The sequence below is a fragment of the Nonomuraea sp. C10 genome (assembly GCF_008017515.1).
Taxonomy (GTDB): domain Bacteria; phylum Actinomycetota; class Actinomycetes; order Streptosporangiales; family Streptosporangiaceae; genus Nonomuraea; species Nonomuraea ferruginea.
This window is the reverse complement of the sequence record NZ_VPFF01000003.1, coordinates 2,403,416-2,416,963: the sequence shown is the minus strand read 5'-3', so window position 1 is coordinate 2,416,963 and position 13,548 is coordinate 2,403,416. Positions and strand designations below refer to the sequence as shown.

The following is a 13,548-nucleotide window of genomic DNA, read 5'->3' as shown; positions in this document are numbered from 1 at the left end:
TATCGGGTCTCTTCTGGTAAGAACGTCTCGATGAGCATCGTCGTCGTACGCCGACCAGAACGCCGCCCGGGACCCAAACCGCCGCGCGGCGAGGTCCTGCTCGAATCTCCGCCCGAGATTCCCGAGGTCCAGCCGCAGGGCTTCTCGATGGCCCTCACCTACCTGCCGATGCTGGCGGGCGCGGCGGCGATGGCGCTCATGTTCACCGCCTTCGGCAACGCCAACCCGATCATGTACGTGGCCAGCGGCCTGTTCGCGCTGTCCATGGTCGGCATGACGGCGGGCCAGCTCACCCGCCAGCTCGGCGAGCGCAAGTACAAGCTCAACGGCGCCCGCCGCGACTACTTCCGCTATCTGGGCCAGGTGCGCAAGAAGACCCGGCGCGCGGCCAGGCAGCAGCGCGAGGCCCTGGAGTGGAGCGGGCCCGAGCCGGACGCCCTGTGGTGGATCGCCATGGGACCCCGGCTGTGGGAGCGCCGCCCGCGCGACGAGGACTTCGCCACCGTGCGGCTGGGCACCGGCGTCCAGAAGCTGGCCATCCAGCTCATCCCGCCGGACTCCAAGCCCGTCGAGGACCTGGACGCGCTGGCGGCAGGCGCGCTGCGCAGGTTCATCAGGGCGCACTCCACCGTGGCCGGGCTGCCGGTCGCCGTGGCGCTCGGCTCGTTCGCCAGGATCCGGATCGGCGGCGACCCCGGGACCGTGCGCGACCTGGTGCGCGCCATGATCGCCCAGCTGACCGTGTTCCACTCGCCCGACGACATGCGGATCATGGTGTGCGCCGGGAGCGAGTGGATGACGTACTGGGAATGGGTCAAGTGGCTGCCGCACGCGCTGCATCCCGAGGAGACGGACGCGGCCGGCCAGGTGCGGCTGATGACCGACAACCTGGGCGAGCTGGACCGGCTGGTCGGCGGCGAGCTCAAGGAACGCGCCCGGTTCCGGCCCGGCGCGGCGGCCGAGTCGCTCCCGTACCACGTGCTCATCCTGGACGGCGGGCACGTGCCGCAGGACTCGCAGCTCGGCAGCGACGCCATCCAGGGCGTGACGGTCATCGACCTGTCGGGCTCGTCCGCAGACGTGGAGGAGAAGAGCACGCTGCGGCTGGACGTCCAGCCTGACGGGTTCCACATGGTGAAGCTCGACCACGCGGGCAAGGAGCACAGGACCCGGCTCGGCGATCCCGACGGCCTCGACTACCTGCGGGCCGAGGGCCTGGCCAGGCAGCTCGCGCCGTTGCGCACCTCGGCGTCCGGCGGCGGCGACGCCGAGGACGTGCTGGCGGCCAACACCACGCTGACCGACCTGCTGGGCGTGGGCGATCCCGGCCTGCTGGACCCGGCGGTCGCCTGGCGTCCGCGGGCCGGCCGCAACAGGCTGCGGGTGCCGATCGGGCTCGGCGCCGACGGCCGGGTCGTGGAGCTGGACATCAAGGAGTCCGCGCAGGGCGGCATGGGGCCGCACGGGCTGGTCATCGGGGCCACCGGCTCCGGCAAGTCGGAGCTGCTGCGCACGCTGGTGCTGGGCCTGGCGGTGACGCACTCGTCCGAGATCCTCAACTTCGTCCTGGTCGACTTCAAGGGCGGCGCGACCTTCCTCGGGCTCGACTCCCTCTCCCACGTCTCGGCGGTCATCACCAACCTGGAGGACGAGCTCCCGCTGGTCGACCGCATGTACGACGCCCTGCACGGCGAGATGGTGCGCCGCCAGGAACTGCTGCGGTCGGCGGGCAACTACGCCTCGCTGCGCGACTACGAGCGGGCCAGGGAGCAGGGAGCGGACCTGGCGCCGATGCCGACGCTCTTCGTGGTGCTGGACGAGTTCAGCGAGCTGCTGTCGGCCAAGCCGGAGTTCGTCGAGCTGTTCGTCATGATCGGCCGGTTGGGCCGCTCGCTCGGCGTGCACCTGCTGCTGGCCTCGCAGCGCCTGGAGGAAGGGCGGCTGCGGGGCCTCGACACCCACCTGTCGTACCGGATCGGCCTGCGGACGTTCTCCGCCATGGAGAGCCGGGTCGTGCTCGGCGTGGCCGACGCCTACGAGCTGCCCTCCGCGCCGGGCAACGGTTACCTCAAGTTCGACACCACCGGCATGACCAGGTTCAAGGCCGCGTACGTGTCGGGCGCCTACCAGGCGGACGGCCGGCGCGTGAGCGGCGACGACGGCCACACGATCCTGCGCCAGGTCGTCGAGTACGGACCGGCGTACGTGCCGCTGCCCGTCAAGCCGAAGCCCAAGGAGGCCCCGGCGGCGGAGGTGGACGAGCGCTCCCCTTCGCAGACCAGCCTGCTCGACATCCTGGTGCGGCGCCTGCAGGGGCACGGACCCGCGGCCCACCGCATCTGGCTGCCGCCGCTCGGCGAGCCGCCCACGCTGGCGCACCTGCTGCCGCCGCTCTCGGTGACCCCCGAGCTCGGGCTGTCCACGCCGGGCTGGAACGGCAGGGGGACGCTGCACGCCGTCATCGGCATCATCGACAAGCCGTTCGAGCAGCGGCGCGACCCGTACTGGCTGGACCTGTCCGGCGCCGCCGGGCACGTCGGGGTGGCCGGCGGCCCGCAGAGCGGCAAGAGCAACGTGCTGCGCACGCTCGTCACCGGCATGGCGCTCACCCACACGCCGGCCGAGGTGCAGTTCTACTGCCTGGACTTCGGCGGCGGCGGCCTGGGCGCGCTGGAGGGGCTGCCGCACGTGGGCGGCGTGGCCACCAGGCTCGACGCCGACCGGGTACGCAGGACCGTGGCCGAGGTGTCGGGGATCCTGCGGCAGCGGGAGCGGGGGTTCGCCGAGCGCGGCATCGAGTCCATCGCCACCTACCGCAAGATGGTCGGCGAGGGCAGCGCCCAGAGCGACGGCTTCGGTGACGTGTTCCTGGTCATCGACGGATGGCTGACGATCAGGCAGGAGTTCGAGAGCCTGGAGGCCGTGATCACCGACCTGGCGGCCCGCGGGCTGGGTTACGGCATCCACGTCGTGGCCACGACCAACAAGTGGTCGGAGTTCCGGCCGGCCATCAGGGACCTGTTCGGCACCAGGATCGAGTTCAAGCTGGGTGACGCGTACGAGTCGGAGATCAGCAGGAAGGCGTCGCTCGCCGTGCCCGAAGAGTCGCCGGGACGCGGCCTGACCAGGGACGGCATGCACTTCCTCGCGGCGCTGCCGCGCATCGACGGGCGGCGCGGGGCGGACGACGTCTCCGACGGCATGCGTTCGCTGGTCGAGAACGTGCGCAAGGCGTGGCAGGGGCCGTCGGCGCCGCCGGTGCGCCTGCTGCCGTCGCTGCTGCCCGCGGCCGACCTGCCGGGGCCGGAGCAGACGGGCCCGCGCCGGATCGCGATCGGCATCGACGAGGACGCGCTGGCGCCCGTCGCGCTCGACTTCGAGACCGACCCGCACTTCGTGGTGTTCGGCGACAACGAGTGCGGCAAGTCCAACGTGCTCAAGCTGATCATGGAGGGCGTGGTCGCGCGGCAGACGCCGGGCGAGGCCATGATGATCGTGATCGACTACCGGCGGTCGCTGCTGGACACGGCGGTGACCGACCACCGCATCGGCTACGCCGCCTCCAGCACCGCGGCCAACGACCTGATCAAGGACGCCCGCTCGGCCCTGCTCAAGCGCCTGCCGCCCGCCGACCTCACGCCCGAGCAGCTCCGGTCGCGGAGCTGGTGGCAGGGCGCGGACCTGTACATCGTGGTGGACGACTACGACCTCGTGGCGACCTCCAACGCCAACCCGCTGGCGCACCTGGCCGACCTGCTGCCGCAGGCCCGGGACATCGGCCTGCACCTGGTGCTGGCCCGTCAGAGCGGCGGCGCCAGCCGGGCCATGTTCGACCAGGCCGTGCAGCGCCTGAAGGAGATGGCCAGCCCGGCGCTGATCATGTCGGGCAACCGGGAGGAGGGCCAGCTCTTCGGCAACGTCCGGCCGCAGCAGCTGCCCGTGGGGCGCGGCTTCTACGTCGACCGGCGGAACGGCTCGCGCCTGATCCAGACCGCGTACCTGGAGCAGGAGCAGCGGTGACCCCCTCCTGACGGCGAGGGCCGGGAAACGCCCGGTTACATGATCGTGAACGGCGAGCGCCTATTGCCCTTCACCTGGGCGAATGCCGATTTTTCAGGCTTATTCGGGTGGTACAAAGATCACGTGTCGACCGAAGAGGCATCCCCGCTGAGCCCGTGCCCGCACAACCCCGCGTGCCCGCCGCCCGTCTGCCTGCCGCCGTCGCTGCGGCCCACGGCGGCGACGGCGACGCCGGTCCGCCACGACCCCGCGGGCGGCACGAACCTGCCAGGCTACGAGACCCGGACCGGCCACATCGACGGGTTCGCCGGCACCATGAGCGGCACCGCCGACGGCGTGGGCCTGGTCAGGGAGCGGACCCCGCGCTTCGAAGGCTGGAACCTGGTCCCCCTGGCCGGCGTCCCCGTCATCGGCCTGATGTTCGTCAACCGCCTCAACACCATCTCCGACACCTGGCGCGACAGCGCGGGCATCCTGCGCGACGTGCTCCGTACGGACGCCGCCAAGGTCAGCAGGGCGGCCGCCAACTACCGGCAGGCGGAGAACCCCGGCGGGGAGAACTGAGAGATCATGGCGCCTGACCCCCGGCTGATCCTGCCCGGCCAGACCACTCCCCCGCAGGGCACCCAGCAGCTCCACCTCGCCAACAACCACGGCAACGTCACCAGGACCGTCCAGGTGCCGCCCGCCGCCACGCGCACCGACCCCGGCTTCTTCAAGCGCCTGGTCACCCAGCTCAACCCGCTGAGGCAGACGACCAGGGGCGCGATGATGCTCTCCGGCCTCGGCCTGGGCGCGCTCGCCATGGACGTCGCGGCCACGGCCAACCTGGGCAACCCGTTCCTGTTCTACGACCGGCGCGAGACCTGGAAGGAGATGTCCGGGTCGCTGGAGGGCAACCGGTCCAACCTGTGGCGTGGCTACTTCGACGACATCTCGCCGAACTGGAACGGCCAGGCCGCGGGCATGCTGCAGCAGTACGTCCGGTTCAACGTCAACGGCCTGTTCAGCCAGCTCGGCAAGGTCAGCGACGAGATGAGCGGCACGATGCACGGCCAGTACAAGGAGGTCCTGGAGTACGACCTGTCGGTCATGGGGCTGTACGCCGCCTCGGCGCCGATCCTGCGGACCCTGGCCGCCATGAGCGCGCACCCCGTCGCCAAGGTCGCCCTCGCGACCCAGGTCGGCGTGTTCACGACCGCGCTCGGCAACCTCGTCAAGCAGTTCGCCGACATCTACAACTCGTACGAGGGCGATCTCAACAAGCTGGAGCTGAAGCTCAACGACCTCAGGGGCGCCTTCTACAACTCCGGCGACCCGAACCTCGGGGCGCGCGAGCTGAACCTGTCGGACACGATCGAGGACGCCACGGTGGACGACATGTGGGTGCCGGCGGTGCAGGACTGATGGGCGAGATCGACGCGTTCGCCGCGGGCCGGGAGGGCGACCTCGCCGCTCTGCTGCGCGAGGTGGACGGCTGGACCGCCAGGGTCACCGGCATGTTGGAGGAGCTGGCGAGGGAGCGGCTGGAGGGCGCCGACGCGAGCGGCGTCGTCCGGGCCAGGGTCTCCGGCACGGGACGGCTGCTCGGGCTCGACATCGACGCCAGGGGCCTGCGCGACCTGGACCACGAGCGGCTGGCCGAGGCCGTCAAGGAGGCCGTCGGGGCGGCGCGGACCGCCATGGGCGACCGGCTGGCGGAGCTGACCGGCGATCCTGCCTCGGCCGCCGATCCGCTGGCGCCCCACGTCGAGCGTGTCATGCGGGAGGGCTGAGCGGTGCGGGAGATGGAAGAGGCGATGGCGCGCCTGGACGAGCTGGTCTCCACGGCCCGGCGGGCCGAGGAGGCGGCGGCCGAGTGGAGTGCGCGCCGGTTCACCGGGCGGGCCGACGAAGGCCGCGTCGTCGCCACGACGGACGCCCTCGGTGTCCTGCTCGACCTGCGGATCCATCCGGTGAGCCGGAGCCGGCTGGACGCCCGCCGGCTCGCCGACGAGATCCTCGCCGCCATCACCCGTGCGGAGGAAGAAGCCGAGAACGCCAGATCCCGCCTCCTGCCCGGCCTCCACTGACAGGAAAGAAAAACCCCCTCCAGGGCCTCCTGGAGGGGGTTTCTGAGTACTCATCCCCCTCCGGCATCGCCGGTGGGGGTTTTCGCGTACCTGTCCCCCTCGGGCGTCAGCCGGTGAGGTTTCGAGTACGAGTCCCCTCCGGGGGTCACCCGGAGGGGGTTCTCGCTACCTGGGTCAGCCGCAGTTGCCCCAGCCGGTCCTCATGCCTTCGTCGCCGACGCTGCCGGCGAACCGGACGCACTTGCCCCTGGCGGGCAGCTTGATCGGTCCGGCGTAGTACTCGTAGTTGCCCAGAGCGGTCTTGGCCTCGCCGCCCTGCACCTCCAGCGTGACGCTCACCTCGGAGGCCTTGCCGACGTTCACCCGCTTCAGGGTGACCGCGCAGTTCTCACCGGTGGCGTTGTTCCAGAGCTGGTAGGTCTCGCCACCCTTGAACGCCTGCTGACGCTGCACGACGAAGCCGGAACCGCAGACCTGGACGGCCGTGTACGGGTTCTTCGCCGAGGGCGTCGCGGTCGGCTTCTTGGTCGGCGTCGCGGTCGGCTTGACCGTCGCCGTGGGCTTCGCCGTGGCCGTGGGCTTCGCCGTGGGCGGCGCGGTGTCCGCCGGGGGCGGCTCAGGCGTGGCGGTCTCCGTGACGGTCGGCGTCGGCGTGACCGTCACCGTGACCGTCGGGGAGGGCGTCGGGGTCGGGGTCGGCGTCTGCGTGACGGTGACCGTCGGCGTCGGATGGACCATGTCCTCCGACTTCGACGGGCGCGGCCTCGACCTCTCCGTCTGGGTCGCGTCGGAGGACTCCGTCACGGTCACCGTCGGCTGCGCCTGGGTCGGCTGCGTGACCGACTGGGTGGCGATCTGCACGGGCGTCGGCACGGTGCTCAGCTCCGGCGGCGCGGGCGACTGCGACTCCCAGTCGTTGGGCAGCACCATGGGGCCGACGTCGTTCGGGTTGCCGTTGGTCGGGCTGGCCCACGGCACCGTCACCTCGGGCTGGCTCTGCTGAGGCTCACCCTGCGGCGGCGGGTTCTGCTCCGCCTGCGCGACGCCGTTCTCCACCTTCTCGCTGCCGGAGCCCCGCCCGTCGGCCTGGTCCCCGGCCGCCGCCACCGGCTCGAAGCGCTGGGTCGAGGCGTACTGGTTGGCGCCCCAGAGCCCCACACCGGACAGCAGCGCCAGCGCGCCCACCGCGGCGACCAGACCCGCCGGGAACTTGCGCCGCGGGCTGGAGGACACCGTCTGCCCCGCCACGGGCGCCTGCCGCGTCTGCTCGCGCGGCGGCTCCCAGGCCGGGGCCGGCGGCGGCATCGGCACGCCCTGCATCGGCTCGGCGCTCCCCTGCAGCGCTCCCTGCGGAGGCACGCCGGGGTGCCCGCCCTGCTGGGGCACGGGCGGCGGCCCCCAGGACTGCTGCGGAGGCACGCCCTGAGGTGGCATCATCTGCGTCGGCACGCCGTCGAGCGGCACCCCCTGCACGGGCACGCCCTGCAGAGGCTCTCCGTCGGCCTGGGCGCCCTTCTGTGCGACGACCCCGCCGCGCTTGTCGCCGAGGAGCTGCAGCAGCGCCATGTACGTGGTCGGCCGCTGCGCGACGTCCTTGGACAGCGCCGACATCACCACCCGGCGCAGCGGCTCGGCCAGGTCGCCGAGCTCGGGCTGCGCGTTCAGCAGCGCGTCCTCGTCATGGCCGAACGGCGGCTGCCCGGTCACGGCGAACACCACGGTGGCCGCCCAGGCGAACACGTCGGCGTAGGGCCCGTACGCCAGGCCCCTGACCTGCTCCGGAGCCCGGAAGCCCAGCTCGCCCACCGGCTCGCCCTGGTCCAGGTCGGTCACACGGGGGCCGTCGGCGCCGAGGATGACGTTGTGCGGGGTGAGACCCCGGTGGGTGATGCCGGCCAGGTGGACCGCGGTCAGCGCGGTGAGCACACCCACGGCCACCCGTTCCAGGCCGTCGCCGTCGAGCGGGCCGTCCTCGGCCACCACCTCGGCGAGCGTGCGGCCCTCGACGTACTCACGGGCCACGTAGAGGTGGTCGCCGTGCTCGCCGGCCTCCAAAGTCCTGGCGACGTACGCGCTGGACACGCGCTGCACCCCGGTGAGCCTCGCGACGCCGTCGTCGCCGCCCTCCGGCACTGGAGGCAATAACTTGATCACTGTCAGCGGCGCGTCATCGGACTCCTTGCCGAGGAACACCGCTCCGCGCGGCCCGTCAGCCAACCGTCCTGAGATGACGTACGCGCCCAGCTTTTCGGGATCACCCGGCAGCAGGGGGTGCATCTCCATCCCTTCAGTAAAACCATGATCTCGAAGGGACATTCAACCGCATCTACCACTTTTGCATCAGTAGTTTCACCGACGAATTGACAATTCACCCACAGGACAGCCTCAAGACGTACGGCCGGGCCGCCAGCCCCGGCGCCGGCCCAGCGGCACGAGCAGCGCCAGCGCCACCGCCACCATGGCGGCGAGCAGCGCCCCGCCCCCCACCGCCGTGGCGATGCCGATGGCGGTCTCGTCGCGGGGCGGGACCTTGGCGATGGCGTCGGCCGGCAGCGCGGTCGGCGGCGGATCGGCCACCACGGGCGCGTTGGCGGCCTCGTACGGCAGCACGGCCGTGACCGCGAGCACCGGGTTCACCATGCCCGCGCCGGTGCCCGCGCCGGCCGTGCCGTCGGCGGTGGCGATGATGCGCCGGCGCACCTGCTCCTGGTTGAGCCCGGGGAAGCGGGCCCGGACCAGGGCGGCGGTGCCGGCCACGTACGGGGTGGCGTAGCTGGTGCCCTCCAGGCCGCGCTTGTAGGCCTTGCCCGGCCAGGGGGCGGTGATGTCCGTGCCGGGGCCGACCACGCCGACCGGGGTGGCGGCGTTGGAGGAGTCGACGCGGCGGCCGTCGGGCGCGGCCCCGCCCACGGACAGCACGCCGTCGTAGGCCGCGGGATAGGCGGGCACGCTCTCGTCGTCGGGGCCGGTGACGTTCCCGGCGGCGGCCACCACGACGATGTCGCTGGCCAGCGCCCGCTGCACCGCGGCCCGCAGGGACGTGTGGTCGGAGGCGCGCACGGAGACGTTGATCACATCGGCCCCGGCGTCGACCGCGTGGTTGATGGCGTCGACCAGCTTGCGGATGTCGCCGTCTCTCTTGTTGCTCTGCTTGAGCACGACGAGCCTGGCGTCGGGCGCGACGCCGTGGAAGGGGACGCCGGCCACGTAGCGGGCGGCGATGATGCCGGAGACGGCGGTGCCGTGGCCGACGCAGTCGTGGTGACCGGTGTGCGTCTCGTCGACGATCTTGGAGACGCGCAGCTGCGGGTGGCCGTAGTCGACGCCGCTGTCGATGACGGCGACCGTCACCCCGGCGCCCCTGGTCAGCCGCCAGGCGTTCTTGACGTCGAGACGTTTCTGCGCCCACGGCTCGCCGGCGGGCAGCTGGAGCGTGCCCTTCTCCGGTCTGCAGTCGTCGGGCGCGGCCGCCGCGGGAACCGCGACGAGGTGCAGGGCGAGCAGGCTCGCCAGGAGGGCGCGACCGATCATGTCGGGAAAGCGTAGCGCGCCCGGGCCGGCGCGCGGAGGCCCCGACCCCGGACCGGGGCCTCCGCGGCGCCGCCGTCAGCGGGTCGCGGACTCGATGTTGCCCCGGTAGGTGTCGATGACCCGGGACGCCTCGACGAGCTCCTCGGTCATGCGCTGGAAGGCGGTCCGGTAGTTCTGCCAGGCGCCCTGGAACTTCTGGGCTCCCGGGCCGGTCCAGGCCGTGCCGACCTTGGCGGCCTCCTTGTCCAGCGCCGCCATCGTGGCGCGCACCGCCTCGGACTGCTGCTTGAACTGAGCGGACATCGCCTGCATCTCTGCAGGGTCGCCGCCGAGCATGCTCTGGCTCACGCAAACCTCCTGGTTGGGGACCTGGTTGGGGACGCTGAGTCGGACGGGGAAGCGCCCTCACCCTAGATGCGCCCCCACCGCCTCGTCGGCCTCCATACCGAGCGGCTATGGCCCCCTACGACCCGACCCACCTGCGGATGATCGATTTGCAGCACTTACACTCCCCTCAGTGCTCGCCGAGGAAGGATGGATGTCGGTGCAGAAGGTTCTCATCGCCAATCGCGGCGAGATCGCCGTACGGGTGGCTCGCGCGTGCAAGGACGCCGGGATCGGGAGCGTGGCCGTCTACGCCGAGCAGGACCGGGACGCCCTCCACGTGAAAGTCGCCGACGAGGCGTACGCGCTGGGCGGTCAGTCGCCCGCGGAGACCTACCTCGACTTCGGCAAGCTGCTCGACGTCGCGGCGCGGTCGGGCGCCGACGCGGTGCACCCCGGTTACGGCTTCCTGGCCGAGAACGCCGGCTTCGCCCAGGCGGTCATCGACGCGGGCCTGATCTGGATCGGCCCGCCGCCCTCCGCCATCGCCGCGCTCGGCGACAAGGTGCAGGCCAGGCACATCGCCCAGAAGGTGGGCGCGCCGCTGGTCGCCGGCACCAAGGACCCCGTGTCCGGGGCCGACGAGGTCGTCGCGTTCGCCGAGGAGCACGGCCTGCCGATCGCGATCAAGGCCGCTTACGGCGGCGGCGGGCGCGGCATCAAGGTCGCCCGCCGGCTGGAGGAGGTCGCCGAGCTGTACGAGTCGGCGGTGCGCGAGGCGGTGGCCGCCTTCGGCCGGGGCGAGTGCTTCGTCGAGCGCTACCTCGACCGGCCGCGGCACGTCGAGACCCAGTGCCTGGCCGACAGCCACGGCGACGTCGTCGTGGTCAGCACCCGCGACTGCTCCCTGCAGCGCCGCCACCAGAAGCTCGTGGAGGAGGCCCCCGCGCCCTTCCTCGACCAGGAGCAGCTCGACATCCTCTACGCCAGCTCCAAGGCCATTCTCAAGGAGGCCGGCTACGTGGGGGCCGGCACCTGCGAGTTCCTCGTCGGCCAGGACGGCACGATCTCCTTCCTGGAGGTCAACACCCGCCTCCAGGTCGAGCACCCGGTGACCGAGGAGGTCGCGGGGGTCGACCTCGTACGCGAGATGTTCCGGATCGCCGACGGCGAGCCGCTCGGCTACGGCGACCCCGAGCTGCGCGGCCACTCGATCGAGTTCCGCATCAACGCCGAGGACGCGGGCCGCAACTTCCTGCCCGCGCCGGGCACCCTCACCGCCATGCGGGCGCCGTCGGGTCCCGGCGTGCGGCTCGACGCCGGCTACGAGACCGGCATGACCGTGCCGGGCGCGTTCGACTCGCTCGTGGCCAAGCTGATCGTGACCGGCCGCACCCGCCTGGAGGCCCTGGAGCGGTCGCGGCGCGCGCTGGCCGAGTTCGAGATCGACGGCATGCCGACGGTGCTGCCGTTCCACCGGGCGATCGTGTCGGACCCGGCGTTCACCTCCGACCCGTTCACCGTCCACACGCGGTGGATCGAGACCGAGTTCGACAACACCATCCCCCCGTACGCGGGAGAGACCCACGCCGACGAGCCCGAGCCGCGCGAGACGGTCACGGTCGAGGTCGGCGGCAAGCGGCTGGAGGTCATGCTGCCCGCGGGCCTCGGCGCGGCCGCCCCGGCCGCGGCGGGCGCGAAGAAGCCCCGGCGCGCGGCGGGCGGCGCGAAGAAGGCGGCCGCGAGCGGCGACGCGCTGGTCTCCCCGATGCAGGGCACGATCGTCAAGGTCGTGGCCGGCGACGGCGCCACGGTCGCCGAGGGCGACACCGTGGTGGTGCTGGAGGCCATGAAGATGGAGCAGCCGCTGACGGCGCACAAGTCCGGCGTCATCACCGGTCTCTCCGCGGACGTCGGCCAGACGGTCACGTCCGGGGCGACGATCTGCGAGATCAAGGACACGTGACGGCGATATCGGGCCCCAGGCGGGCCCGATATCGGCGATGCCGGAAGTGAGGACCGCCCGGCGTTCCCCAGATCCGCCGGGGGGCTCGCGCGCCGGGAGGGCTTCTGGCGGGTAACGTGCCCAGTGAGGAACTTTGCCGACCGCCCGTTCGTCCTCATGGGCGAAGGAGGCTTGCTGCCAATGACACATCCGCTGCGCCGCGCAGGGGCCGCGATCGCGGTTCTCGTCGCCGGTCTATTCGTCACTCTTGCGCTGTCCCCTGCGGCCATAGCCGCGGCGGCGCCGCCCGATGCCCAGACGGTGCTCTCCCATTGGAAGGGCGGCGACCCACTCTATGTGCAGTCCGGGTCCGCGCTGAGCTCTGACCAGCAGTCCGAGATCCGCGACGCGCTCAAGGACTCCAAGAACGACATCTATCTGGCCGCGCTGCCCGACGACACGGTGACCGACCCCGCCGGCTACATCAAGCAGCTCGGCGACGCGGTGTCCGAGGCCAAGAAGTCCTCGTCGGGCGGCCAGTGGACCGTCGCCGTGCTCGACGGCCCGACGCTGTTCGCCGCGTCCAACTTCGGCAAGGCCGGCATGACCGACCAGCTGTCGAAGCTCGCCGTGCGCAACAACGACGACGTCGTCTCCGGCATGGAGGACTTCATCGCCCGGGTCAACCTCATGGCCGAGGGCAAGACGCGCTCCGCGCTCGACTCCGGCCCGGTCAACGACGGCAGCGGCTTCGGCGCGCTGGCCACGCTGGGCGTGCTCGCGGTGGCCGGCGGTGGCGGCTACTTCCTCTACTCGCGCAACAAGAAGAAGAAGCAGGCCATCCAGGACGCCAAGGACCTGGCCGCGGTCAAGCAGACCGTCGAGGAGGACGTCACCAAGTTCGGTGAGGAGATCACCGCGCTCGACACCGACGTCGTGCTCTCCGGCGAGGGCGGCAAGCACATCGACGAGTGGGCGCAGGCTCTCGACTCCTACGAGAAGGCCAAGACGCAGCTCGCCGCGATCGAGCGGGCCGACCAGGTCCGCGAGGTCACCGGGACGCTCGAGGAGGGCCGCTACGCCCTCGCCGTGGTGAAGGCCAGGGTCGACAACCAGCCGGTGCCCGAGCGGCGCGCCCCCTGCTTCTTCAACCCGCAGCACGGCCCCTCCCTGCGCGACGTGCGCTGGGCCCCGCCCGGTGGCGTGGTCCGCGACGTGCCCGCCTGCAAGGCCGACGCCGAGGCGGTGGAGCGCGGCTTCGACCCGCAGATGCGCGAGGTCATGGTCGACGGTCAGCGCCGTCCCTACTACGACGCGGGCCCGGCCTACCAGCCGTACGCCTACGGCTACTACGGCGGCTTCGGCGACATCATGACCGGCATGTTCATCGGCACCATGATGGGCTCCATGATGGGCTGGGGCATGGGCGGCATGATGATGGGCGGCATGATGGGCGGCGGCTACGACGCCGGTGCCGGCGGTGACTTCGGCGGCGGTGGCGACTTCGGCGGTGGCGGAGACTTCGGCGGCGGTGGCGGCTGGGGCGACTTCGGCGGCGGCGACTTCGGTGGCGGCGACTGGTAGCCCACCCTCACTCACCAGCATGAGCGCGCTCCCTTCGGGGGGCGCGCTTTTCGCTGTCCGTCGCGGCGTTTT

The 13,548-nt window shown here is 71.9% G+C and carries 10 protein-coding genes; 7 read left to right on the top strand and 3 right to left on the bottom strand.

What is annotated here, in order from left to right:
* Positions 1-30 precede the first annotated feature (30 nt).
* The 5 genes from eccCa to FR742_RS43455 all read left to right on the top strand — a co-directional run bounded on the left by eccCa (position 31) and on the right by FR742_RS43455 (position 6,092).
* Positions 31-4,020, top strand: coding sequence for a type VII secretion protein EccCa (gene eccCa / locus FR742_RS43475; RefSeq protein ID WP_148036986.1), 3,990 nt, complete (start codon positions 31-33; stop codon positions 4,018-4,020).
* Between the two features lie 123 nt (positions 4,021-4,143).
* The gene (locus FR742_RS43470; protein WP_148036985.1) at positions 4,144-4,584 is read left to right on the top strand and encodes a hypothetical protein; all 441 of its coding nucleotides are present in this window, start codon (positions 4,144-4,146) and stop codon (positions 4,582-4,584) included.
* A 6-nt stretch (positions 4,585-4,590) separates the two neighbouring features.
* Complete coding sequence (locus tag FR742_RS43465) at positions 4,591-5,427, top strand: hypothetical protein (RefSeq protein ID WP_148036984.1); 837 nt, start codon at positions 4,591-4,593, stop codon at positions 5,425-5,427.
* Positions 5,427-5,795 (top strand): YbaB/EbfC family nucleoid-associated protein, encoded by a 369-nt coding sequence (locus FR742_RS43460; protein WP_148036983.1) that lies wholly within the window; start codon positions 5,427-5,429, stop codon positions 5,793-5,795. Before FR742_RS43465 ends, FR742_RS43460 begins: the two co-directional genes overlap by 1 nt.
* Positions 5,796-5,807: 12 nt before the next feature.
* Positions 5,808-6,092, top strand: coding sequence for a YbaB/EbfC family nucleoid-associated protein (locus tag FR742_RS43455; RefSeq protein ID WP_261809123.1), 285 nt, complete (start codon positions 5,808-5,810; stop codon positions 6,090-6,092).
* A 174-nt stretch (positions 6,093-6,266) separates the two neighbouring features.
* Here FR742_RS43455 and FR742_RS43450 read toward each other — a convergent pair whose 3' ends face one another.
* The 3 genes from FR742_RS43450 to FR742_RS43440 all read right to left on the bottom strand — a co-directional run bounded on the left by FR742_RS43450 (position 6,267) and on the right by FR742_RS43440 (position 9,971).
* Positions 6,267-8,375 (bottom strand): serine/threonine protein kinase, encoded by a 2,109-nt coding sequence (locus FR742_RS43450; RefSeq protein ID WP_187281634.1) that lies wholly within the window; start codon positions 8,373-8,375, stop codon positions 6,267-6,269.
* 102 nt (positions 8,376-8,477) lie between these two features.
* The gene (locus FR742_RS43445; protein WP_148036980.1) at positions 8,478-9,623 is read right to left on the bottom strand and encodes a S8 family serine peptidase; all 1,146 of its coding nucleotides are present in this window, start codon (positions 9,621-9,623) and stop codon (positions 8,478-8,480) included.
* A gap of 75 nt (positions 9,624-9,698) precedes the next feature.
* Positions 9,699-9,971, bottom strand: coding sequence for a WXG100 family type VII secretion target (locus FR742_RS43440; RefSeq protein WP_261809082.1), 273 nt, complete (start codon positions 9,969-9,971; stop codon positions 9,699-9,701).
* A gap of 196 nt (positions 9,972-10,167) precedes the next feature.
* On the opposite strand from FR742_RS43440, the gene FR742_RS43435 reads away from it, so the two are divergent.
* Together FR742_RS43435 and FR742_RS43430 are read left to right on the top strand one after the other, a co-directional pair.
* On the top strand, positions 10,168-11,913 hold the full coding sequence (locus FR742_RS43435) for a biotin carboxylase N-terminal domain-containing protein (protein ID WP_148037308.1): 1,746 nt from the start codon (positions 10,168-10,170) through the stop codon (positions 11,911-11,913).
* A gap of 180 nt (positions 11,914-12,093) precedes the next feature.
* Positions 12,094-13,476, top strand: a complete 1,383-nt coding sequence (locus FR742_RS43430) for a hypothetical protein (protein WP_261809081.1) — start codon at positions 12,094-12,096, stop codon at positions 13,474-13,476.
* Positions 13,477-13,548 lie beyond the last annotated feature (72 nt).